We start from the raw sequence: 20,920 nt of genomic DNA, 5'->3' as shown, positions 1-20,920 counted from the left end.
GGCCCCAGTTTTCCAGTGTGATGCGGATATTGCCGGGCGTTGGTGAGGATCAGGCGATCTTCTTCAGGCCCTGCTTCTTCAGCTCTTCATCACGCAGCTCCCGGCGCAGGATCTTGCCCACGTTGGTGGTTGGCAACGCATCGCGGAACTCGATGTAACGCGGCACCTTGTAGCCGGTGACGTTGGCGCGCATGTGCTCCATCACCTGCTCCTTGGTGACGGTCATGCCCGGCTTGACCACAATGAACACCTTGATCAATTCGCCCGACTTTTCGTCCGGCACACCGATCGCAGCGCACTGCAGTACGCCCGGCAGGGCAGCCAGTACGTCCTCCAGCTCGTTGGGATACACGTTGAAGCCCGAGACCAGGATCATGTCCTTCTTGCGATCGACGATGCGCATGTAGCCATCGGGCTGGATCAGGGCAATGTCCCCGGTCTTGAGCCAGCCGTCACTGTCGAGGATCTCGGCGGTGGCCTCTTCACGCTGCCAGTAGCCCTTCATCACCTGCGGCCCCTTGACGCACAGCTCGCCCACCTCGCCCAACGGCAGTTCGCTGCCACTGTCATCGATGACCTTGCACAGGGTCGAGGGCACCGGGATACCGATGGTACCGACCTGGTTGGCTTCGGCCGGATTGACCGCCGCAACCGGGCTGGTCTCGGTCATGCCATAGCCTTCGCAAATGGCGCAACCGGTGACGGTTTTCCAGCGCTCGGCCACACTCAGTTGCAGCGCCATGCCACCGGAGAGGGTGATCTTCAACGCCGAGAAGTCCAGCGCACGGAACGCCTCGTTGTTGCACAGGGCAACGAACAGGGTGTTGAGGCCGACGAAGCCGCTGAACTTCCACTTGCCCAGCTCCTTGACCATTGCCGGCAAGTCACGCGGGTTGCTGATCAGCACGTTATGGTTGCCGATCAGCATCATCGCCATGCAATGGAAGGTAAAGGCATAGATGTGGTACAGCGGCAGCGGGGTGATGAGGATCTCGCAACCTTCATGCAGGTTCGACCCCATCAGCGCCCGGCACTGCAGCATGTTGGCCACCAGGTTGCGGTGCGTCAGCATTGCGCCCTTGGCCACACCGGTGGTACCGCCGGTGTACTGCAGCACGGCAACATCATTGGCTTGCGGGTTGGCCTCGACCACCGGCTGGCCCTTGCCCCGCGCCAGGGCATCGTTGAAGCGCACGGCGTTCGGCAGGTTGTAGGCCGGCACCATCTTCTTCACGTACTTGACCACGCTGTTGATCAGCAGGCGCTTGAGCGGTGGCAACAGGTCGGCCACTTCGGTGACGATGACATGCCTGACCTGGGTCTTGGGTACCACCTTCTCGGCCAGGTGAGCCATGTTGGCCAGGCACACCAGGGCCTTGGCACCGGAGTCGTTGAACTGGTGTTCCATCTCCCGTGCGGTGTAAAGCGGGTTGGTGTTGACCACGATCAGCCCGGCGCGCATGGCGCCGAACACTGCTACCGGGTACTGCAGGACATTCGGCAGCTGCACGGCAATGCGATCACCCGGCTTGAGGTCGGTGTGCTGCTGCAGCCAGGCCGCAAAAGCGCCCGACAGGGCATACAACTCGCCGTAGGTGATGGTCTTGCCCAGGTTGCTAAAGGCCGGTTTATCGGCAAAGCGTTGGCAGGATTGCTTGAGTACCGCCTGGATATTGGGAAATTCGTCAGGATTGATTTCCGCCGTAATCCCGGCTGGGTATTTATCCTTCCAAAAATGGTCGATCATGGAAGCCCACTCCTTCAGCAACAGCGAAGTTCGATTTACGCGTCGATGCGTTTATTATTGATATGAGATGGCGGTTCGTTGCAAACCGAATCATCTGAAAGCGGGCCGAGAGTAACAGCTTTGCAAAGGGTCGCCTAGAGGCCAAATCGGGCCTTATGGTCACAAAAATGACTCAATGAACGATACAAGTCATTTTTAGAGTATTTGACTTAAAGTGGCGAGCTTCAAGCCGCAAGCTGCAAGCTAGAGCCATGCGCGCCCCGCTTGCAGCTTGCAGCTTGAAGCTTGCAGCTCCCTAGGCGATGTCGCGCAGCTCGCGACGCAGGATCTTGCCCACCGGTGTCATCGGCAACGACTCACGCAGCACGATGTGCTTGGGCACTTTGTAACCTGTGAAGTTGGCCTTGCAGTAGGCCTTGAGTTCATCGACGCTCAGGCCGCCCTCACGGGGCACCACGAACAGTTTCACGGCCTCCCCCGAGCGCTCGTCCGGCACGCCGATGGCGGCGCAGTTGGCCACTTTCGGGTGGCCCATGATCACGTCCTCGATCTCGTTGGGGTACACGTTGAAGCCAGAGACGATGATCATGTCCTTCTTGCGGTCGACGATACGCGTGAAGCCGTCCGGGTCGATCACCGCAATGTCGCCGGTCTTCAGCCAGCCATCGGCATCCAGGGTCTGCGCCGTCGCCTCGGGTTGCTGCCAGTACCCCTTCATCACCTGCGGGCCCTTGATACACAACTCGCCCCGCTCGCCCAACGGCAGTTCATTGCCCTCATCGTCGATCACCTTGAACGCGGTGTCTGCCACCGGTATGCCCACGGTACCCAGGCGTGCCAGCTCGCCATAAGGGTTGGTGCTGGCCACTGGCGACGTTTCTGTCAGGCCGTAACCCTCGACAATGCGGCAGCCGGTCAGGCTCTCCCAACGTTCGGCGGTGGCTTTGACCAGCGCCGTACCGCCAGAGTTGGTCACCTTGAGCGCCGAGAAATCCAGCTGGCGGAAGCCCGGGTGATCCATCAGCGCCACGAACAGGGTGTTCAACCCCAGCAGTGCGGTGAACCGCCATTTGCCCAGTTCCTTGATGAAGCCAGGGATATCGCGCGGGTTGGTGATCAACACGTTATGGTTGCCGGTGACCATCATGCACATGCAGTTCGCGGTAAAGGCATAGATGTGGTACAGCGGCAGCGGCGCGATCATCACCTCCTGGCCTTCCTTGATCAGCTTCTGGCCGTCCGGGCCATGCTGCGAAAAGCACGCCAGCACCTGCAGCATGTTGGCCACCAGGTTGCCGTGGGTGAGCATCGCGCCCTTGGCCAGGCCCGTGGTGCCGCCGGTGTACTGCAGCACGGCGATGTCGTCGAGGCTCAGCGTTACCGGTTTGTGGCTCAGCGCCGCGCCCTGGCGCAGTGCCTGCTTGAACGAGATGGCCTGCGGCAAATGATAGGCCGGGACCATTTTCTTTACCTTGTCGACCACGGTGTTGATCAACCAGCCCTTGGCCGTAGGCAACAGGTCGCCCATCTTCGCCTCGATCAGGTATTGGATGCCGGTATCGGGCAACACCTCCTGGACCCGCTTGCCGAACATGTTCAGGTAGACCAGGGCGCGGGCACCGGCGTCTTTGAACTGGTGGCGCATTTCACGCTCGGTGTACAGCGGGTTGGTGTTGACCACGATCAGCCCGGCGCGCAGGGCGCCGAACACCGCAATGGGATACTGCAGCACGTTGGGCATCTGTACGGCGATGCGGTCACCCGGCACCAGGTCGGTGTGCTGCTGCAGCCAGGCAGCAAAGGCCGCCGACAGGCGGTCGAGTTCGCCATAGGTCAGGGTCTTGCCCAGGTTGCTGAACGCCGGGCGGTCAGCGAAGCGCTTGCAGGAGCGCTCGAAAACCTCGACGACCGAGCTATACGCATGGATATCGATGGTGGAAGGCACGCCCGCCGGGCGCTTGTCATTCCAGAAGTCGGCTTGCATTTATTATTGTTCCTCTGCCTGAACCCGCTCTTAGCCTGTAATCCCTTTGCCTGATGGCAAAAAGGCGTTCAACCGACGTTAGCAGGTAAGCCAGAGGTGGCCTATATGCCAAGGGCCGCCATTAACATTGTGAATCTTATTTGTGCCCTTCCTGCAATCCGGCCGCTTGCGCATACTCTGTGCTCGTACCCCAATGCAAAGGATACGCCATGCCTTACGACGCCTTTTGGCTGCCGGCCAGCGAGCATTGCAACCTCTACGTGCACCAATGGCTGCCGGCTACCCCGGTCAAGGCGGTGGTGCTGCTGGCCCATGGCATGGCCGAACATGGCGGGCGCTACCAGCACCTGGGCCAGGCGCTGAGCGCTGCCGGCTATGCGCTGCTGGCTGCAGACCTGCGCGGCCACGGGCGTACCGCCGAACAGGGCAGCCTCGGCCTGTTCGCCCGGCAACATGGCTGGAATGCCGTGATCAACGACCTGGCCCTGCTCACCCAGCACATCGGCCAGCAGTTCCCCTGCACACCCCTGTTCCTGTTCGGCCACAGCATGGGCAGCTACATCGCCCAGGCCTACCTGATGCACCACAGTGGCAGCGTGCACGGGGCGATCCTCAGTGGCTCCAATTTCCAGCCGCCGGCGCTGTATCGCCTGGCGCGCCTGATCGCCCGGCTGGAGGCCTGGCGCCAAGGGCCGCAAGGCAAGAGTGGGCTGATCGAGTGGCTGTCGTTCGGTTCGTTCAACAACGCGTTCAAACCCAACCGCACGCCCTTCGACTGGCTCAGCCGCGACCCTGACGAGGTGGACAGGTACGTCAGCGACCCTTTGTGCGGTTTTCGCTGCAGCAACCAGTTGTGGCTAGACTTGCTGCTCGGCCTGGCGCAGATCAGCCAGGCGAAGAACCTTGCGCAGATCGATCCGAACCTGCCGTTGCTGGTGATTGGCGGTGAATGTGATCCGGTGAGTGCCGGCAAGCGTCTCACCCATCTGGCCGACGCCCTGCGCGCGACCGGCAATCGACATGTACAACTGCGCGTCTACCCTAAGGCGCGCCACGAAGTGCTCAATGAACTCAACCGGGACGAGGTCACCGCCGATATCCTCGCGTGGCTGGAACAGGCGCTGGCCCTTGGCCGCCCTGCCCGCAGTGAATGATAACGGCCTTGTCCGCCCATCAAGGAAGCGCCAATGACCCAGGTCACCAACACGCCTTACGAAGCTCTAGAAGTCGGCCAGAAGGCCAGTTACGAAAAGTCTGTGGAAGAACGCGACATCCAGCTGTTCGCCGCGATGTCCGGTGACCACAACCCGGTGCACCTGGATGCCGAATTCGCAGCCAAGAGCATGTTCCGTGAGCGCATCGCCCATGGCATGTTCAGCGGCGCGCTGATCAGCGCGGCAGTGGCCTGCACCCTGCCCGGCCCCGGCACCATCTACCTGGGCCAGAAGATGAGCTTCCAGAAGCCGGTGAAAATCGGCGATACCTTGACCGTACGCCTGGAAATCCTCGAGAAGCTGCCCAAATTCAAAGTGCGTATCGCCACCAACGTGTACAACCAGAACGATGAGCTGGTGGTAGAGGGCGAGGCAGAGATCCTGGCGCCGCGCAAGCAGCAGACGGTAGAGCTGGTCTCGCCGCCGAATTTCGTCGCCAGCTGATCATTGAGGCAGTACCGGCGACAGGGCCGGTGCTGCCGGGTCATTCCAACGCCTTGAGCTTGCCCTCGATATGCCGCCGCTCCGGCGCCTGACGCGTCAAGTCCAGCGCCTGCCGCCAGGCCGCACGGGCCTTTTCTACCTGCCCCAACTGGCAATGCAGCTCCGCCCTTGCCGCATGCGCCAGGTGGTAGTCGCGCAACTCACCCGTCGCCAGGATCGTTTCAACCTCCGCCAACCCCGCCTGCGGCCCATCCCGTTTGGCCAGCGCCACCGCTCGGTTGAGCGCCACCACTGGGGACGGCCATTGCCGCTGCAGCACATCGTAAAGGCCGACAATCTGCGCCCAGTCTGTTTCACTGGCGCTCCTGGCCTGCGCATGCACCGCTACAATGGCCGCCTGCACCGTGTAGGCACCGAACGCCCGGCTGCGCAACGCCCGCTGCACCAGTTCACAACCTTCGTTGATTTGCGCACTGTCCCACAGGCTGCGATCCTGCTGGTCGAGCAGCACCAGATTGCCCTCGGCATCGCACCGTGCTCGCTGGCGTGAGGCCTGCAACAACATCAGCGCCAGCAACCCGACCGCCTCCGGGTCCGGTAGCAATTGCACCAGCAAGCGGCCCAACCGAATCGCTTCGTCACTTAACGCCTGCTGCAACAAAGCCTCGCCCGAAGACGCCGAATAGCCTTCGTTGAACACCAGGTAAATCACCCGCAACACGCTTTCCAGGCGCTCAGGCAATTCGTTCAGCTCCGGCACCTGGTAAGGGATGCGTGCATCGCGGATCTTGGCCTTGGCGCGCACGATGCGTTGGGCGATGGTCGCCGGGCTCTGCAGGAAGGCACGGGCGATCTGCTCGGTGGTCAGGTCACAGACTTCGCGCAGGGTCAAAGGCACCTGCGCATCGGCAGCCAGGGCCGGGTGGCAACATGTGAAAATCAGCCGCAGGCGATCATCGGCGAGCAACGCCTCTTCACTGGGGTCTGGCCCCTGGCCCTCGATGAGCATGATCAGGTCAGCCTGGGAACGGTCGAAACGCGCGCGGCGCCGCACCGCGTCAATGGCCTTGAAACGGCCGGTCGATACCAGCCATGCACGTGGATTTTGCGGAATACCGTCGCGTTGCCAGCGCTCGACGGCAATGAAGAAGGCATCATGCATGGCCTCCTCTGCCAGGTCGAAATCCCCCAGCAGGCGGATCAGCGTGGCCAGGATACGCCGTGAGTCCCGGCGGTAAACCGCCTCGATTTCAGCGCGCACCTGCAACAGCGTTGCCATCAGTCCGGCATCCGCTGGGTCACCACCTCCACCAGGCGGTCCAGGCTTTCTCCCCACCCCTGGTGAAACCCCATTTCTTCATGGGCCGTGCAGTCGGCAGCGCTCCAGTGCCAGGCCCGAGCGGTATAGCGGGTCTTGCCATGTTCCTCGTCAAACGTCACCACTGCGGTCATGAAGGCTTTGGCAGACGGCACCCAGCCTGGCCCGAACGCATCGGTGAACACCAGCCGACGTGGCGCGGCAATCTCCAGGAACACACCCTGGGTGGGGTACTCGGTACCGTCGGGCGCGCGCATCAAAGTGCGAAACAGGCCGCCGACCCAGAGCTGCATTTCACATTCCGGCGTGGTCATGCCATGCGGCCCCCACCACTGCATCAGCCACCGTGGCTCGGTCCAGGCACGAAACACCTTGGCGGGCGGGGCGTCGATCAGGCGGCTGATGGACAACTCGTGCTGCGCTTGCGCAGGTTGGGCAAGGCTCATTCTTGTTGTTCTCCGTTGCGGTCAGGGTTGCAGGTCGCGCACGGGCCTCACTTCAACGCTGCCGACCCGTGCTGCCGGGATGCCTTTGGCAATGTTCAATGCCTCGTTGAGATCGCGGGCATCGACCAGGTAAAAACCCGCGAGCTGCTCTTTGGTCTCGGCGAACGGGCCATCGGTCAGGCTCATGTGGCCACTGCGCACGCGCACCGTGGTTGCGGTCTGCACCGGTTTCAGCGCCTCGGCCGCGAGCATCCGCCCACAGCGCTGCAGCGACTCGGCGTAAGCCATGCATTCGGCGTCTTCGGGGCTGTCGGGCAGGCTGTGCAGCAGCCCCTCGTCACAATAGACCAGGCACAGGTATTTCATGGTGATCTCCACGGCATTGGCAAAGTGCGTTTGGCGATAGCGGATCAGGGTTTGAGATCGAACAGCGCTTTCTGGGTTTCCATATCGAAAGGCGCCGACCAATGTTCGTGGATGACCCGCCACTGGCCGGCGGCCTTGCGATAGCCCACGGTGACACGCATGAAACCGCACTGGTTTTCGTCGTCCGACGGGCCGCAGCGGTTGAGCCAATGGGCCAGGCCCAGGTCGCCATCGGCGTATACCGTGAGTTCGGCCAATTCGAAAATCATCGGGCCGGTGCAAAAGCCCATGCACAATTCCCAATGGGCCTGGTACGTGGCCTTGCCCTTGAACTGCAATTGCTTTATCGCATCGAAGGCGACGATGTCGTCGGCATAGGGGGCGGTGATTGCTGGGATGTCACGATCGCGCACCGCTTGCATCCAGCGCTCGATCAGTTCACGGATTTCGCTTTCGGCCTGGGTATTCATGAGGGGCTCTCCGACGTGCTGGTGGCGCCGGTACTCGGCGCCTTCACCACTGGTCGAACGGGAGCGCAGCAAATCGACAACAGGCAGAAAAAAGGCTGAAGAGCGTGGTTGCCCCCCAGTAGCCGCCTACACCGCCGGGCTGGCCAGTATGAATTCGCGATAACCTGAAACGATCACGTACACCGCGAAATAGCAGAAAATCGCCGCCGAAAGCAGGTACGACCAGGTCAGCAAACGGTCACCGAGCAGACGCCCACCATGGCTGGCGATGCCGCACAGGCTCAGGCACCAGACCAGCCCTGCGGCGAAAAAGCCGCCAAGAAACAAGCCGGCCTCCAGCACGCTACCGCCACCGGAACGGGAAATCAGCACGCCACCGACAGCGGCGAACCACAAAATGGCGGTGGGCGACGACATGGCCAGGAAGATACCTCGCATGAACTCGCGCCAGGCCGATTCCGCCACCGCCTCGCTACGCACTTGCATATGCCCGCCGCGCCAGGCCGCCAGCAGCATCTTCAGGGCGAACCACACCAACAGCGCTGAACCACCCAGCCACAAGGCCCAGCGCACGCTCTCGAACTGCAACAACACGGTCATGCCGGCCAGCGCTGCGATTGCGTACACCAGGTCACCGACGCACGTCCCCAGGCCAAGCCAGAAGCCTTGCAGGAAACCGCGCTGCATGGCCAAGGTGATCATGGCGATATTGGCCACACCGATATCCAGGCACAGGGACAGGCTGAGGAGAAAACCGTTGGAGAAAGGCATGGGGTACTCGATGGCCGCTGATGAGCGCCGTAGAGCCTACCACGAGTAGGTTGCATCAGGTTCCCATCACAACAATGCTGTCAAAACCAGCTGGCACTCATGGCAAAAGGATCATTCAAAACCTTCACTGCCCGTGAGAATCTGCGCATACCGGCCCCGGTCCACGTTCGCCCCGCTCAACACCACCGCCACACGCTTGCCGGCCTGCCGTTCGCGCTCTTGCATCAACGCAGCCAGCGCTGCAGCGCCTGCACCTTCGGCAGTGTTGTGCGTAGCCTCGTGGTAAACCCGCATGGCCTCGGCGACCTCACTGTCGGTGACCCGCACGATCCGCGCAGCATGTTCGTGCACCAGGGCAAAGGCTTGTGGATGGGGTACCCGGCAAGCCATGCCATCGGCGAAGGTTTCAGCAGTAGCGGTGGTGACGATACGACCCTGCTCGAAGCTTTGTGCATAGGCATCGGCGGCACTGGACACCACACCGACGATCTGGGTACTCAAACCTAGCAGGTTACGCGCCTGGATCAGCCCGCAAATGCCCGACCCCATGCCGATCGGCACGTAAACGCAGTCCAGATCACTCACAGCCTCAAACAGCTCCAGGGCATAAGTGGCCACGCCGCGCACCAACTCCGGGTGAAACGAAGGCACCATGGCATAACCCAATTCTTCAGCCAGCCGCGCGGCCTCCTCACGGGCCACATCGAAGTCCACACCGTACTCGACCAACTCGGCGCCCAGCGAGCGCATGGCAGCGTTCTTCTCTGAGGAGTTGCCCTCAGGCACTACGATGACCAACGCAATACCTGCCTGCCGCGCCGCCAGGGCCATGCTTTGCCCGTGGTTGCCACGTGTCGCGGTCACCAGCCCGCGGGGAGGATTGCCGCCGGCCAGCAGCGAGCGCACATACACCAGCCCGCCCCGGACCTTGAAGGCCCCGGTAGGTGCGTGATTTTCGTGCTTCACCCACACCTTGCAGCCCAGCCGCTCAGCCAGCAACGGCCAGGCGTGCTGGGGGGTAGCGGGTACGTGTTGGTGAACGTAATCGGCGGCTTCGCGCAGGGCGGCGAGGTCGAACATGGCGATCATCCCTTCTCGGTGTGTAGTTGATCCGATCCTAAGCGACGGGCATTGTATGGGTACAACCTTATATTGCATGGGTAGCAATTTCGTGTGGATCCCGCAGCTCGTCGATGATGACCAACCCCGGTATCTGGCACTGGTCGATGCAATAGGCAACGCGATCGAGAGCGGCGTGCTCAAGGTCGGTGACCGCCTGCCGCCGCAAAGGCGCCTGGCCTGGAAACTGGGGCTGAACCCCAGCACCACCCAACAAGCCTACCGTGAAGCCGCCGCCCGCCACCTGGTGGCCGGCGAAGTGGGCCGCGGGACCTATGTGCTGGCTGGAAGCAAGGAAGCGACCTTGTTTCGCCTCAAGCACTGCGAAGGGCAAAAAACGCTGATCGACCTGTCGACCAATGTGCCAGTCGCCGATCCGCACAATCATGATCTGCACGACTGCTTGCGCCAGCTGCTGCAAGATCGCGACCAGGGCTTGCTCGATCATTACCTGGGCCCCGAGCAGTTGCTGCTGGGGCGCATCCGTGGCGCCCACTGGCTGGCCAATCGCGGCCTGGCCCTGTCGGCGGAGCAACTGTTGCTGTGCGGCGGGGCCCAGCAAGCGCTGGCACTGGTACTGCAGTCATTCTGCCAGGCGGGCGAGCCCGTGATGCTTGAAGCCCTGACCGCGCCGGGCATCAAGGCCGCCTGCCGGCAACTGCGGCTGCCCGTACATGGCGTGGCCCTGGACGACCAAGGCCTGCGGCCCGATGACCTGGACCGGGTGGCGCGCGCCAGCGGTGCCCGCGTGCTGGTAACCACCCCCACCCTGCACAACCCCACAGGCGCCTGCATGGATGATGGTCGCCGCCAGGCAATCGCTGGGGTGGTCAAACGCCTGGGGCTGCTGGTGATCGAGGATGATGTTTATGGCGCGCTCAGCGGACGACCGCCGCTCTACCCATTATTGGGCGATCAGGGGATCTACATCAGCAGCCTGTCCAAGACGGTGGCTGCAGGCTTGAGGCTGGGCTGGATCGTGGCCAGCCCGAAGTTGCTGTCACAGGTCGACCCGCACGCCCAGGCCAGCCACTGGCCCGTGTCGCCATTGGCCCTGCATGTCGCCTGCCAGTGGATCGATGACGGCACTGCCGCCCGGCGGCTGGCCTGGCAGAAAGCAGAACTTAGCCAGCGCTGGCGCCTGGCACGCAGGCTGCTGGCCGATGGGTTGCACAACACAGGCGAGCCTTCACCCCATGCGTGGCTGGGCACGCCGCAGGGGGCTGAGGGGGTGGTACGGCGGTGCCGTGAGCAAGGTGTGGAAGTCGTCCCGGCGAGTGTCTTCGCCATTGGCGCGAGCGAGGTGCAGGCCGTGCGCATCAGCCTGTCGGCGGCAAGCAGCCGGGCTGAACTCAAACGTGGGCTGGAGGTGGTGCGGCAGGTACTGACCCGAGGGTGACGCAAGCGGCCTGCCCGCTACTGCCCGGTGCGAATAGGCCGCTGACGCAGGGCCATCAACCCTGCTGGCAACCTTCGCCCATGGCCCGGTACTGAATGGTGTGCACCTGGCCTTGATGGTCTTCATAGGTCATGGTCGCAGGCACCACTTCGCAGACATTGGGGATGGTCGAGAGGTTGATCACCCGTTTGATGTCAAGGTTCATGGAATAGTCGTACTGCTGGGCCACAGGCTCGGTGGAAACGGGTTTGGCCTCATCGGCAAGGGCGAACGAGGACATACCGACCAGTGCAAGAATCAGTAATGGTTTCATGGATGTTTGGCCTTTGAATCAATCAAGCTGATCGATTGACTTCATATGCCGTCAATGGCGCGGAGAAGTTGTCATCAACTGCAAAGATGACACGAAGTACCGATCCCGCTGTGTCGTACTGCCAGGGGGGATAGGTGAAATTCTACTCCCGGCATGGAATAGTTGAACCCCGAACTCGGACATTCACCCTTGCAGTTTTTGCAACAATCTGCGACAAAGCGAAACGGTTTTATGGCCCGAAATCATTGGGCTAGAGCTGTTTGCCAGCGGAACGCCATGCCTCCACTCCTTTGTACCCCACTGACCGACCTGGAACGGCGGCTGCTGGACCACTTCTATCGCCAGCATGGCTCGCGTATGCGTGCAGCCAGCGACGGTGAGTTGTGGGTGGCGCGCAGCGGCGCAATCATTGCTGGCTTGAGCTTGAGCGCTGTTGCCGGTGGCCAGTGGCTCACCGGCCTGCTGGTAGCGCCAGCGTGGCGAAACCAAGGTGTCGCCGCACGCCTGGTCCACGCAGCACTGGGCGAAGGGCGTGGCCCAACGTGGCTGTTCTGCCACCCGGACCTCGAAGCCTTTTACCAACGCCTGGGTTTCTCCCCTGCGAGCGTGTTGCCTGAAGCGTTGGGGTCACGCCTGGCCCGCTATCAACGCAGCAAACGGCTGATGGCGATGGTGCAGGGTCAATCGTCGCTGGCGTCCAGGCCAGGGAACAGCACCTCGGTGTAACCGAACTTGGCGAAATCCTGAATCCGCGAAGGGTACAGCCGCCCGATCAAGTGGTCGCACTCATGCTGGACCACGCGGGCATGAAACCCATCAGCGACCCGGTTGACCGGGTTGCCCTGCGGGTCGATGCCCTCATAGCTGATGTGCTTGTAACGAGGCACGACCCCGCGCAGGCCGGGTACAGACAAGCAGCCTTCCCAACCCTCCTCGATCTCAGTGGACAGCGGGGTGATCACCGGGTTGAGAAGAATGGTCTGTGGCACCGCTTCGGCATCCGGGTAACGCTCACTGCGCTCGAACCCGAAAATGACCAGTTGCAGGTCGATACCGACCTGCGGTGCGGCCAGCCCGACGCCACCGACATGGCGCATGGTTTCGAACATGTCGTCGATCAACTGCTGCAGTTCGGCGCTGCCGATCAGGTGGGCTGGCACGGGTGCAGCGACGCGCAGCAGGCGTTCGTCGCCCATCTTGAGGATGTCACGGATCATCGCGGGTTCGGCTCGGTGGGCTGGGGCTCGGCAGGGTGTTCATGGCCGAGCACGGTCAGGGTCTGCTTGGGTTCATCGCCATCGAAGTCCTTTTCGCCAGGGTCTTTGCCCTCAGCGGACATGTGTTCGATCACAGCGTTCATCTCCGCACCCAACAACAACACGGCGGCAGAAATGTAGAAATACAACAGCAACACGATGATCGCACCGATACTGCCATACATGGCATTGTAATCGGCGAAAGTCTTCACATAGTAAGCGAAAGCCAGCGAAGCGATGATCCAGACCACCACCGCCAGCACGGAGCCTGGGGTGATGAAGCGAAACTTCTGTTTCACGTCGGGCATTACGTAGTAGATCACCGCCACCGCCACCATCATCAGGATGATGATTGCCGGCCAACGCAAGATCGTCCACACCGTGACGATCACTTCCTGCATGCCGATCTGCGCGGCGATCCACTCCATCACCTGCGGCCCCAGCACCATCAATGCGGCCGCCGCCAGCAACATGCCGGCAATGCCGACGGTATAGAAAATCGACAACGGTATGCGCTTCCACACCGGGCGCCCTTCGGGCACGTCATAGGCGGCGTTCATGGCACTCATCATCAGCCGTACGCCTGCAGATGCAGTCCACAGCGCGATGACGATACCCACCGACAGCAGGCCACCTTTGGACTGCTGCAACTGATCGATGACGGGGTTGACCTGTTCCAACGCCTGGGGGGGCAATACCAGTTCCGACTGCAGGCGCAGCCAGGAGAAAAAGTCCGGCAAGTGCAGAAAGCCGATCAGTGCAATGAGGAACAGCAGGAACGGGAACAAGGAAAACAGCATCTGGTAAGCAAGCGCAGAGGCGTAAGTGGACATCTCGTCGTCAAGGAACTCCTTGACGGTGCGCACCAGAATACGGTGAAGGGGCAAGCCACCCAGGTCGGGAAAAATCATAGCGTCTCCTTTCGCCGCTTGATCAGTACATCAGGGAAGTCTAATAGACCACGCGACTGGTGTGCTGCTCCCTGCTGGACTTGAAGAAAATTCGCAGCCTTGAACAACAGCCCCATCACCGTCTGCAGGCGACGGGGCTGTGGTCAAACCTCAATCAAGGCTTTTTCACAGCATCTTTGACGTCACCCTTGATCTGCTGCCCTTCGCCCTTGACTTCCTGGGCCTTGCCTTCCGCACGCAGCTTGTCATTGTCGGTGACTTTGCCAACACCTTGCTTGATGTTGCCCACTGCTTCGTTGGCCATACCTTTGATTTTGTCTTTGGTGCCGCTCATGGCAAATCTCCTGCAAATGGAGACACGTAAACCGTGTCGACAGAAGGTGGACCCAGCGGCCACGCCAGGAGTTTCAAACATTTTTGCACTCGCAAGCCGAGCGGTAAATCTGCGGGCGAATACCGCACTGAATCGGCTACCTACGCCTGCGCATTGCCGGCCTGCTGCCCTAGAATCGCGGGCAAACAGCAGCCCAATGGCGGCTGCATGCTTATAAAAACAACAGCTTACGGAACCCTGCACCCATGCGTTTGATGCCCCTGCTCGCAGCTTTGCTGCCGCTGCTTCCCCTGCCTGCGCTCGCTGGCGCACCGGCCACCGAAACCCTGCGGGTCGACCGCTACGCCGACGACGGCCAGCCAGGCACCCTGCGCTGGGCGATCGAAACCAGCAACCAGCACCCCGGCCACTACCGCATCGACATCGCCGCAGTCGGCCAAGCGCCGTTCGTCATCCGGCCGACCCGCGCTTTGCCTGAAATCAAAGGCCCGGTGCAGATCACCGGCCTGCCTTGGGCGCGCGACGGCCAATACATCGCCATTGACGGCGCCGGCTACATCAAGGACCAGGGTGTACGTACCTGCCCCGGCGCCCTGCCCGGCCAGTTCGGCACCAACGTGCGCACCACCACCAACCCCGGGTTGGTGCTGCGCGACACCCAGGGCGTCCACCTCAGTGGCCTGGAAGTGCGTAACTTCTGCATCGGCATTCTGGTCAACCGCGCCAGCCACAACGTCATCGAAGACAACCGCATCGTCGCCAACAAGGGCGGTGCCGGCATCATGCTCACCGGCGATGACGGTGCCGGTAACCCCACAGCCACCACCACGGTCAACAACAAGGTGCTGCGCAACCAGTTGATCGACAATGGCGACGGCCTGGAGCTGACCCGCGGCGCAGCGTTCAACCTGGTGGCCGACAACCTGTTCCGCTCGACTGACGCCAACCCAGAGCCGTCCCAAGGCATCGAGATTCTGCTGGGCAACGACAACAGCGTGGTCCGCAACCGTTTCGAAAACTACTCCGACGGCTTGCAGATCAACTGGGGCAACCATAACTATCTGGGCGCCAACACCTTCAGCGGCAACTCGATCGGGGTCAGCGTCACCGGCCAAGGCAATATCCTCGACGGCAACCTGATCCACGGCAACCGCATCGGCGTGGCGTTGCGCCCAGAGCCGGAGGTCACCACCACGCGCCTGACCGGTAACCGGATCTGGGGCAACAGCCAGGCTATCCGCCGCTGCGAAGCTGGCGGCTCCTGCGTACCCGATCAGCGCACAGGCGCCATCGTGTTTGGCGTGCCAGCCCAGGCCCATGCACTGTACGTAGGTTCACGCGGGGTCGGTGCAGAGCTGCCGAAAAAGGACCAGGCCGTGATCTGCGATGCCCAGGGCCAGCCCAAGCCCTGCCAGGCGTTGCCCAACCACAACCAGCAAGCCCCACGGCTGCTGGCCCTGGAAGGCAATGTGCTGCGCGGTGAAGTGCAGGGCCCGGCATCGAGCCTGCTGCGGATCGAGCTGTTTGGCAATGCCCAGGTACAAGGCACTGAGGCCGAGCAGTACCTAGGGGAAGTGCTGGTGAACAGCGATGCCAAGGGGCAGGCGCAGTTTGCCCAGGTGCTGGAGAATGCCGAGGGGATGCGCAGCTTCACCGCCACCGTGACCACGGCAGACGGCGCGACCTCCGCGTTGAGCCAGCCGCTTCGCCGTTAGGGTCGATGGCCTCCTCGCCGGTACGCGACGAGGAGGCCCGCAAACCTTGCTCCGCCACCCGCCACGCCTCACAATGCAGCCCTTTATAGCGTCACGCCGCAGGAACCTGCATGAAACTCGACAAACCCGCCGCCATTGCCCGGCGCAACGAAGCATTGGCCAAGCCAGTGCTGACCAGTGCCAACACGCTGTTCGCCATCCTCGACCCCAAACGCAACCTGTGGTGGTTCGAAGTGCCGGTGGCGCTGCTGCGCAAGGGTCAGCCCGACTGGGTCAACCTGCTGCTGCACACCCCTGAAAGCGACGAACTGCAGCACCTGAAGGTCCCCACCAACTTCCTCAAGGCGCATCAGGAGCAGATGGAAGTGCGCAATGCTGGCAAGCGCCGCTCGACCATCAGCCTGGCGCTGAGCGCCGACCGTGATTCGCTGCTGCGCGACACCCGCCCGGGCGGCGAGCAGCTCGACTTCAGCACATTCGTGCAGGCCTGACCTCAGACCCGCTCGATGCGATCGTCATGGATGACGATCCGGCCCTGTTTGAACAACGCGCCGATGGCCTTCTTGAAGTTGCCCTTGCTGACGTTGAACATGCGGCTGATCACCGCTGGGTCGCTCTTGTCGCACACCGGCAACACGCCCCCTTCGGCCTCCAGGCGCTGCATGATCTGCTCATGCAGCCCGTCCGCCAGGGCCTGGCCGACCGGCTGCAGGCTCAACGCGATCTTGCCGTCATGGCGCACTTCTTTGATGAAACCCTTCTCATGCATGCCCGAACGCATGAACTTGAAGATCTCATTCTTGTGAATCAGGCCCCAATGGCGGTTGTTGATGATGGCTTTGAAGCCCATCGGCGTCTCCCCCGCCACCAGCAGCTCGACCGGCTGACCGACCTGATAATCGGCCGGGGTGCGGTCCAGATAGCGGTCCAGGCGTGACGTGGCGGTGATGCGCCGGGTGCGCTTGTCGAGGTAGACATGCACCACGCAGTAATCGCCGACCTTCAGTGGCCGCGCCTCTTCCGAGTACGGCATCAGCAGGTCCTTGGACAGGCCCCAATCGAGGAAGATGCCCGCACCGTTGATGTCCTTGACCTTGAGGCTGGCAAACTCGCCCACCTGCACCTTGGGCTTTTCGGTGGTGGCGATCAGCTGGTCTTCGCTGTCCAGATAGAGAAACACGTTGAGCCAGTCATCGACCTCGGTTTCGGCGTTCTTCGGGATATAGCGCCCGGGCAGCAGGATCTCGCCGTCGGGGCCGCCGTCCAGGTAGAGGCCGAAGTCCACGTGTTTCACGATTTGCAAACTGTTGTAACGCCCAAGCAGAGCCATTTCCGATGTTCCTCAAGACAAGGCGACTATTCTACACCTGAAGCCAGCGCGCCGCCCGACCGCTGATTCGGCGGAACCGTCGCGGGGTACTCGCGTCTACCGTGTGGCCAGCCATCTGCAAGGGATCAGCACATGTTTCTACGCCTGTCCAAAGCCCTGATCATCGCCACGGCATTCGCGCTGGCACTGGTGGCCTGCAGCCGTATAGACCTGGCCTACCGCAACCTCGACCGGCTGGTCCCGTGGTCGCTGGACGACTACCTGGCCATGAACCGCGACCAGCGGTCGCTGCTCGACGAACGGCTCAAGCAGCACCTGGCCTGGCATTGCACGACCCAACTGCCTGGCTACCTGGACTGGCTCGACCGCATACGCTCCATGGTCGCCGAGGGGCAGGTCACTGACCAGGCACTGCAACAGCGCATGAATGAAGCCCGCCAGGCGATCGGTCGGGTCGCAGAAGCGATCACCCCGTCGGCCACCGAGCTGCTGCGTGGCATGAGCGACGCCCAGGTCGCACAGATGGGCGATGCATTCCGTGAAGACATCAGTGAACGGCAAAAGAAATACGTCGATACCCCCCTGCCCAAACAAGTCGCCCGCCGCGCCGAGCGCATGGAAAAGCGCCTGGCACCCTGGTTCGGCGAACTCACCGCCGCACAACGCCAGCGTGTGCAAACCTGGGCACAGGCGCTGGGCGACCAGAACCGCCAGTGGATCGCCAACCGTGCGCACTGGCAACAACAGCTGATGCTGGCCATGAACCAGCGCAGCGATGCCAGTTTCGAACCGCGCCTGGCGCAATTGCTGCAGCGCAAGGAAAGCCTGTGGACCCCGCAATACCGCGCCGCCTTTGAGAACAGCGAGCAGCAGACACGCAGCCTGTTGATCGACCTGCTGCAACAGAGTAGCCCGGCCCAGCGGCAGTACCTTGAGCAGCGGCTGGCCAAGGTGCGTACCGACTTCAGTGAGCTCAAGTGCCTGAAGGGCTAGGCAGGCGGCCCGACAACCCGCCTCAGCGCCCTTTGCGCCGATACGGGAACACATCGATCACCTTGCCTTCGCGTATGGACGCCTGCAGCCCTTTCCAGTAGTCCGCGTCGTACAGTTCCCCATGCAACTTGCTGAATAAACGCCGCTGGCCCATATCGGCAAACAGAAACGGCGGGAACTCCTCCGGGAACACATCGTGCGGCCCGATCGAATACCACGGTTCCCCCGACATCTCGTCCTCCGGGTAGCGCGGCGGTGGGATATGGCGGAAGTTCACCTCGGTCAGGTAGCTGATCTCGTCATAGTCGTAGAACACCACACGACCATGGCGGGTAACCCCGAAGTTCTTCAGCAGCATGTCCCCCGGAAAGATGTTGGCTGCGGCCAGCTGCTTGATGGCCAGGCCATAGTCCTCCAGCGCTTCGTGTACCTGGGCTGCGCTGGCCTGCTCCAGGTACAGATTGAGCGGGATCATGCGCCGTTCGGTCCAGCAATGGCGGACCAGCACCGTGTCGCCCTCCACGGTCACGGTGGACGGCGCCACCTCCAGCAGCTCGGCCAGGCACTCTGGCTCGAACTTGCCCCGGGGGAAACGAAAGTCGGCGAACTCCTGGGTATCGGCCATGCGCCCGACCCGGTCGACACTCTTCACCAGGCGATACTTGTCGATCACGGTGGCGCGGTCGACCGTCTTGGAGGGCGAAAAGCGGTCCTTGATGATCTTGAATACGGTATTGAAGCCCGGCAGGGTAAACACACTCATGACCATGCCGCGCACACCGGGTGCCATGATGAAACGATCGTCGGTACTGGCCAGGTGGTTGATCAGGGCGCGGTAGAATTCCGACTTGCCATGCTTGTAGAAGCCGATCGAGGTATACAGCTCGGCAATGTGCTTGCCTGGCAAGATGCGCTTGAGAAAATTGACGAACTCCGCCGGCACCGGCACGTCGACCATGAAGTACGAGCGGGTGAAGGAAAAGATGATCGACACCTCGGCCTCGTCGGTGATCAGCGCATCCGCTTCGATGCCATGGCCCTCGCGGTGCAGCAGCGGTATCACCAGGGGCCACTGCTCATCGCTGTTGTACAGCCGGCCCACCAGGTAGGCACCCTTGTTGCGGTACAGCACCGGCACGAACAACTCAACGGCCAGCGCCGGGTCCTTGCACACCCAGTCAGGCAGGCAGTCGCGCAACTGCTCTTCAAGGCGTGACAGGTCGCTCTCGAGATCACCGTAACCGAACGCATAGGCGCAGAAGATAGACCGCAACAGGCCCTTGAGGCTGCCGTCGGGTCTATAGGTGTGGGTCTGTGCGGCGCGCTCGTGGCTGCGTATCGAAGGCCGGGTGGTATGGATGAACATGCAGCCATCGTTGATCTGATCATGGCTGAACAGGCTGCAGAACAAGGAGTTGTACCAGGTCTCCGACAGCTCATCGTCCAGCCGCGGGTCGATCAGGCGTATATAGGCACTTTTCACCAACGGCCACTGCTCGACCTCCAGCAGCACCTCCTCGTCGAACCCGTCCCGCAGCCAGCCGTTGACCTCACCGACCTTCTGCTCGTAGAGGTTGATCCGCGCCGCTGCTGCCCGCTGGATATCCTGCCAGCGCGCCTGCTCGAAGCGCTCGCGGGCGCCCAGGGTGATGCGGCGAAAGTGTTCGCGGTAGTCATCGAAGCCATCGAGGATCATTCGGGCGATTTCGCCGGCCGGCCAGTGCTGGGTCATGCAGGACACCTCGGTGCGGGGTGAGATAGACAGCTTAGCCGCCGGTGGAACTTTGCGACGCCTCTACCGGCTTGCAGCGCAAGAAAGGACAAGATCAGCCCGAGCGCCATCGCGTACACTCGCGCCCTGCCCTGTACCCGGAGACCACCGTGAGCCCCATCGCCCTGACCCGCCTGCTGACCCTTGCCGCCGTCTGGGGGGCGAGCTTTCTGTTCATGCGCATCATCGCACCTGAACTGGGCACCGTGCCTACCGCCTTCTTTCGCGTCTCCATCGCCTGCCTGGGCCTGATCGCCATACTCGCAGCAGCGCGCGTACGCTGGAACTTCGAGGGCAAACTCGGCGCTTGCCTGGTGCTGGGCATGATCAACTCAGGCATCCCCGCCACCTTCTATTCGGTGGCAGCCCAGGTACTGCCGGCAGGCTATTCGGCGATCTTCAACGCCACCACGCCCCTGATGGGTGTGCTGATCGGCGCACTGTTCTTCCGCGAGGCCATGACCCTGCCCAAGCTGTGCGGCATCTTCCTTGGCCTGTTCGGTGTCGGCATTCTCAGTGGCGCGGGCCCGGTGGCGCTGGACCTGGCACTGCTGCAGGGCGCCCTGGCCTGCCTGGCGGCAACCACGTGCTATGGCTTCGCAGGCTTTCTGGCGCGGCGCTGGATCAGTGGCCTGGACAGCCGCCTGTCAGCGCTCGGCAGCATGCTCGGTGCCACCCTGATGATGACGCCCCTGTTTGCCTGGAGTGCGCTGACCCAGCCGCCTGCCAGCTGGGGCGGCTGGCAGGTATGGCTGTCGCTGCTGGGCCTGGGCCTTGTGTGCACGGCCTTCGCCTACATCCTGTATTTCCGTCTGCTGGCCGAGATAGGGCCGGTCAAGGCCAGTACCGTGACCTTTTTGATTCCGGTTTTCGGCGTGCTGTGGGGTGCGTGGCTGCTGGACGAATCGCTGTCGATGGGCCACCTGTATGGCGGCGTGCTGATTGCAGCCGCCCTCTGGCTGGTCCTCAAGCCCACGCGCCGCGCCCAGGCCTGAGAGAGAGCTACTGCCTTGCTCAAC

At 62.2% G+C, this 20,920-nt stretch carries 22 protein-coding genes; 8 read left to right on the top strand and 14 right to left on the bottom strand.

Translation table 11 applies throughout. From position 1 onward, the window contains the following. Positions 1-49 precede the first annotated feature (49 nt). Both fadD1 and fadD2 read right to left on the bottom strand, forming a co-directional pair. Positions 50-1,747 (bottom strand): long-chain-fatty-acid--CoA ligase FadD1, encoded by a 1,698-nt coding sequence (gene fadD1 / locus ACIPZH_RS09045; RefSeq protein ID WP_241806069.1) that lies wholly within the window; start codon positions 1,745-1,747, stop codon positions 50-52. Positions 1,748-2,042: 295 nt separating this feature from the next. Next, positions 2,043-3,731 (bottom strand): long-chain-fatty-acid--CoA ligase FadD2, encoded by a 1,689-nt coding sequence (fadD2, locus tag ACIPZH_RS09040; RefSeq protein WP_400635979.1) that lies wholly within the window; start codon positions 3,729-3,731, stop codon positions 2,043-2,045. A 209-nt stretch (positions 3,732-3,940) separates the two neighbouring features. Between fadD2 and ACIPZH_RS09035 the strand changes: the two genes are divergently transcribed. Continuing rightward, positions 3,941-4,885 carry a lysophospholipase gene (locus tag ACIPZH_RS09035; protein WP_400635978.1) on the top strand — a complete coding sequence of 315 codons (945 nt, stop codon included), beginning with the start codon at positions 3,941-3,943 and terminating at the stop codon, positions 4,883-4,885. Positions 4,886-4,918: 33 nt separating this feature from the next. Next, positions 4,919-5,389, top strand: coding sequence for a MaoC family dehydratase (locus tag ACIPZH_RS09030; RefSeq protein WP_012315672.1), 471 nt, complete (start codon positions 4,919-4,921; stop codon positions 5,387-5,389). 40 nt (positions 5,390-5,429) lie between these two features. On the opposite strand, the gene ACIPZH_RS09025 is transcribed toward ACIPZH_RS09030, so the two are convergent. From ACIPZH_RS09025 to ACIPZH_RS09000, 6 genes are all read right to left on the bottom strand, one after another. Beyond that, positions 5,430-6,668 (bottom strand): RNA polymerase sigma factor, encoded by a 1,239-nt coding sequence (locus tag ACIPZH_RS09025; RefSeq protein ID WP_400635977.1) that lies wholly within the window; start codon positions 6,666-6,668, stop codon positions 5,430-5,432. Next, positions 6,668-7,153: an SRPBCC family protein gene (locus ACIPZH_RS09020; RefSeq protein ID WP_241806065.1), complete on the bottom strand. Its 486-nt coding sequence runs from the start codon at positions 7,151-7,153 to the stop codon at positions 6,668-6,670. Before ACIPZH_RS09020 ends, ACIPZH_RS09025 begins: the two co-directional genes overlap by 1 nt. 21 nt (positions 7,154-7,174) lie before the next feature. Continuing rightward, positions 7,175-7,519 (bottom strand): YciI family protein, encoded by a 345-nt coding sequence (locus ACIPZH_RS09015; protein WP_241806064.1) that lies wholly within the window; start codon positions 7,517-7,519, stop codon positions 7,175-7,177. A gap of 44 nt (positions 7,520-7,563) precedes the next feature. Next, positions 7,564-7,989, bottom strand: coding sequence for a YybH family protein (locus tag ACIPZH_RS09010; protein ID WP_400635976.1), 426 nt, complete (start codon positions 7,987-7,989; stop codon positions 7,564-7,566). Positions 7,990-8,115: 126 nt separating this feature from the next. Beyond that, complete coding sequence (locus ACIPZH_RS09005; protein WP_267817959.1) at positions 8,116-8,760, bottom strand: LysE family translocator; 645 nt, start codon at positions 8,758-8,760, stop codon at positions 8,116-8,118. Positions 8,761-8,871: 111 nt separating this feature from the next. Continuing rightward, a complete protein-coding gene (locus ACIPZH_RS09000; protein WP_400635975.1) occupies positions 8,872-9,840 on the bottom strand; it encodes a threonine dehydratase in 969 nt (322 codons plus the stop codon). A 76-nt stretch (positions 9,841-9,916) separates the two neighbouring features. On the opposite strand from ACIPZH_RS09000, the gene ACIPZH_RS08995 reads away from it, so the two are divergent. Further along, positions 9,917-11,278, top strand: a complete 1,362-nt coding sequence (locus ACIPZH_RS08995; RefSeq protein WP_400636085.1) for a PLP-dependent aminotransferase family protein — start codon at positions 9,917-9,919, stop codon at positions 11,276-11,278. 55 nt (positions 11,279-11,333) lie between these two features. Here ACIPZH_RS08995 and ACIPZH_RS08990 read toward each other — a convergent pair whose 3' ends face one another. Further along, on the bottom strand, positions 11,334-11,591 hold the full coding sequence (locus ACIPZH_RS08990; RefSeq protein ID WP_008098787.1) for a DUF2790 domain-containing protein: 258 nt from the start codon (positions 11,589-11,591) through the stop codon (positions 11,334-11,336). Between the two features lie 276 nt (positions 11,592-11,867). On the opposite strand from ACIPZH_RS08990, the gene ACIPZH_RS08985 reads away from it, so the two are divergent. Further along, positions 11,868-12,317, top strand: coding sequence for a GNAT family N-acetyltransferase (locus ACIPZH_RS08985; RefSeq protein ID WP_241806060.1), 450 nt, complete (start codon positions 11,868-11,870; stop codon positions 12,315-12,317). On the opposite strand, the gene def is transcribed toward ACIPZH_RS08985, so the two are convergent. The 3 genes from def to ACIPZH_RS08970 all read right to left on the bottom strand — a co-directional run bounded on the left by def (position 12,272) and on the right by ACIPZH_RS08970 (position 14,092). Continuing rightward, positions 12,272-12,808: a peptide deformylase gene (gene def, locus ACIPZH_RS08980; protein WP_267817967.1), complete on the bottom strand. Its 537-nt coding sequence runs from the start codon at positions 12,806-12,808 to the stop codon at positions 12,272-12,274. The genes ACIPZH_RS08985 and def overlap by 46 nt on opposite strands. After that, a complete protein-coding gene (locus ACIPZH_RS08975) occupies positions 12,805-13,758 on the bottom strand; it encodes a YihY/virulence factor BrkB family protein (RefSeq protein WP_241806058.1) in 954 nt (317 codons plus the stop codon). The genes def and ACIPZH_RS08975 overlap by 4 nt, the downstream gene beginning before the upstream one ends. A 154-nt stretch (positions 13,759-13,912) precedes the next feature. Beyond that, positions 13,913-14,092, bottom strand: coding sequence for a CsbD family protein (locus ACIPZH_RS08970; RefSeq protein WP_267817971.1), 180 nt, complete (start codon positions 14,090-14,092; stop codon positions 13,913-13,915). A 245-nt stretch (positions 14,093-14,337) separates the two neighbouring features. On the opposite strand from ACIPZH_RS08970, the gene ACIPZH_RS08965 reads away from it, so the two are divergent. Both ACIPZH_RS08965 and ACIPZH_RS08960 read left to right on the top strand, forming a co-directional pair. Beyond that, positions 14,338-15,807: a nitrous oxide reductase family maturation protein NosD gene (locus ACIPZH_RS08965; protein ID WP_400635974.1), complete on the top strand. Its 1,470-nt coding sequence runs from the start codon at positions 14,338-14,340 to the stop codon at positions 15,805-15,807. A gap of 110 nt (positions 15,808-15,917) precedes the next feature. Next, complete coding sequence (locus tag ACIPZH_RS08960; RefSeq protein ID WP_012315687.1) at positions 15,918-16,298, top strand: hypothetical protein; 381 nt, start codon at positions 15,918-15,920, stop codon at positions 16,296-16,298. 2 nt (positions 16,299-16,300) lie between these two features. Here ACIPZH_RS08960 and ACIPZH_RS08955 read toward each other — a convergent pair whose 3' ends face one another. Beyond that, the gene (locus ACIPZH_RS08955) at positions 16,301-17,137 is read right to left on the bottom strand and encodes a S1 RNA-binding domain-containing protein (RefSeq protein ID WP_241806054.1); all 837 of its coding nucleotides are present in this window, start codon (positions 17,135-17,137) and stop codon (positions 16,301-16,303) included. 132 nt (positions 17,138-17,269) lie between these two features. Here ACIPZH_RS08955 and ACIPZH_RS08950 point away from each other — a divergent pair, with 132 nt between their 5' ends. Further along, positions 17,270-18,130, top strand: coding sequence for a DUF6279 family lipoprotein (locus ACIPZH_RS08950; protein ID WP_400627303.1), 861 nt, complete (start codon positions 17,270-17,272; stop codon positions 18,128-18,130). Positions 18,131-18,152: 22 nt separating this feature from the next. On the opposite strand, the gene aceK is transcribed toward ACIPZH_RS08950, so the two are convergent. Next, complete coding sequence (gene aceK, locus ACIPZH_RS08945) at positions 18,153-19,862, bottom strand: bifunctional isocitrate dehydrogenase kinase/phosphatase (RefSeq protein ID WP_400635973.1); 1,710 nt, start codon at positions 19,860-19,862, stop codon at positions 18,153-18,155. 149 nt (positions 19,863-20,011) lie between these two features. Between aceK and ACIPZH_RS08940 the strand changes: the two genes are divergently transcribed. Further along, a complete protein-coding gene (locus ACIPZH_RS08940; protein ID WP_241806051.1) occupies positions 20,012-20,896 on the top strand; it encodes a DMT family transporter in 885 nt (294 codons plus the stop codon). Positions 20,897-20,920 lie beyond the last annotated feature (24 nt).

It is taken from the genome of Pseudomonas sp. NPDC089758, assembly GCF_044748705.1.
GTDB lineage: Bacteria > Pseudomonadota > Gammaproteobacteria > Pseudomonadales > Pseudomonadaceae > Aquipseudomonas > Aquipseudomonas putida_X.
This window is presented reverse-complemented; position numbering and strand designations above follow the sequence as displayed.

Excerpts from the sequence above, each read along its gene's own strand:
- ACIPZH_RS08995 (WP_400636085.1), top strand. The coding sequence starts at position 9,917 with ATGGGTAGCAATTTCGTGTGGATCCCGCAGCTCGTCGATGATGACCAA.
- fadD1 (WP_241806069.1), bottom strand. The coding sequence starts at position 1,747 with ATGATCGACCATTTTTGGAAGGATAAATACCCAGCCGGGATTACGGCG.
- ACIPZH_RS09015 (WP_241806064.1), bottom strand. The coding sequence starts at position 7,519 with ATGAAATACCTGTGCCTGGTCTATTGTGACGAGGGGCTGCTGCACAGC.
- ACIPZH_RS08990 (WP_008098787.1), bottom strand. The coding sequence starts at position 11,591 with ATGAAACCATTACTGATTCTTGCACTGGTCGGTATGTCCTCGTTCGCC.
- aceK (WP_400635973.1), bottom strand. The coding sequence starts at position 19,862 with ATGACCCAGCACTGGCCGGCCGGCGAAATCGCCCGAATGATCCTCGAT.
- ACIPZH_RS09020 (WP_241806065.1), bottom strand. The coding sequence starts at position 7,153 with ATGAGCCTTGCCCAACCTGCGCAAGCGCAGCACGAGTTGTCCATCAGC.
- ACIPZH_RS09025 (WP_400635977.1), bottom strand. The coding sequence starts at position 6,668 with ATGGCAACGCTGTTGCAGGTGCGCGCTGAAATCGAGGCGGTTTACCGC.
- ACIPZH_RS09010 (WP_400635976.1), bottom strand. The coding sequence starts at position 7,989 with ATGAATACCCAGGCCGAAAGCGAAATCCGTGAACTGATCGAGCGCTGG.
- ACIPZH_RS08955 (WP_241806054.1), bottom strand. The coding sequence starts at position 17,137 with ATGGCTCTGCTTGGGCGTTACAACAGTTTGCAAATCGTGAAACACGTG.
- ACIPZH_RS08970 (WP_267817971.1), bottom strand. The coding sequence starts at position 14,092 with ATGAGCGGCACCAAAGACAAAATCAAAGGTATGGCCAACGAAGCAGTG.
- ACIPZH_RS08965 (WP_400635974.1), top strand. The coding sequence starts at position 14,338 with ATGCGTTTGATGCCCCTGCTCGCAGCTTTGCTGCCGCTGCTTCCCCTG.
- ACIPZH_RS09005 (WP_267817959.1), bottom strand. The coding sequence starts at position 8,760 with ATGCCTTTCTCCAACGGTTTTCTCCTCAGCCTGTCCCTGTGCCTGGAT.
- ACIPZH_RS08960 (WP_012315687.1), top strand. The coding sequence starts at position 15,918 with ATGAAACTCGACAAACCCGCCGCCATTGCCCGGCGCAACGAAGCATTG.
- ACIPZH_RS08950 (WP_400627303.1), top strand. The coding sequence starts at position 17,270 with ATGTTTCTACGCCTGTCCAAAGCCCTGATCATCGCCACGGCATTCGCG.
- ACIPZH_RS09000 (WP_400635975.1), bottom strand. The coding sequence starts at position 9,840 with ATGTTCGACCTCGCCGCCCTGCGCGAAGCCGCCGATTACGTTCACCAA.
- ACIPZH_RS09035 (WP_400635978.1), top strand. The coding sequence starts at position 3,941 with ATGCCTTACGACGCCTTTTGGCTGCCGGCCAGCGAGCATTGCAACCTC.
- ACIPZH_RS08975 (WP_241806058.1), bottom strand. The coding sequence starts at position 13,758 with ATGATTTTTCCCGACCTGGGTGGCTTGCCCCTTCACCGTATTCTGGTG.
- ACIPZH_RS09030 (WP_012315672.1), top strand. The coding sequence starts at position 4,919 with ATGACCCAGGTCACCAACACGCCTTACGAAGCTCTAGAAGTCGGCCAG.
- ACIPZH_RS08985 (WP_241806060.1), top strand. The coding sequence starts at position 11,868 with ATGCCTCCACTCCTTTGTACCCCACTGACCGACCTGGAACGGCGGCTG.
- fadD2 (WP_400635979.1), bottom strand. The coding sequence starts at position 3,731 with ATGCAAGCCGACTTCTGGAATGACAAGCGCCCGGCGGGCGTGCCTTCC.
- def (WP_267817967.1), bottom strand. The coding sequence starts at position 12,808 with ATGATCCGTGACATCCTCAAGATGGGCGACGAACGCCTGCTGCGCGTC.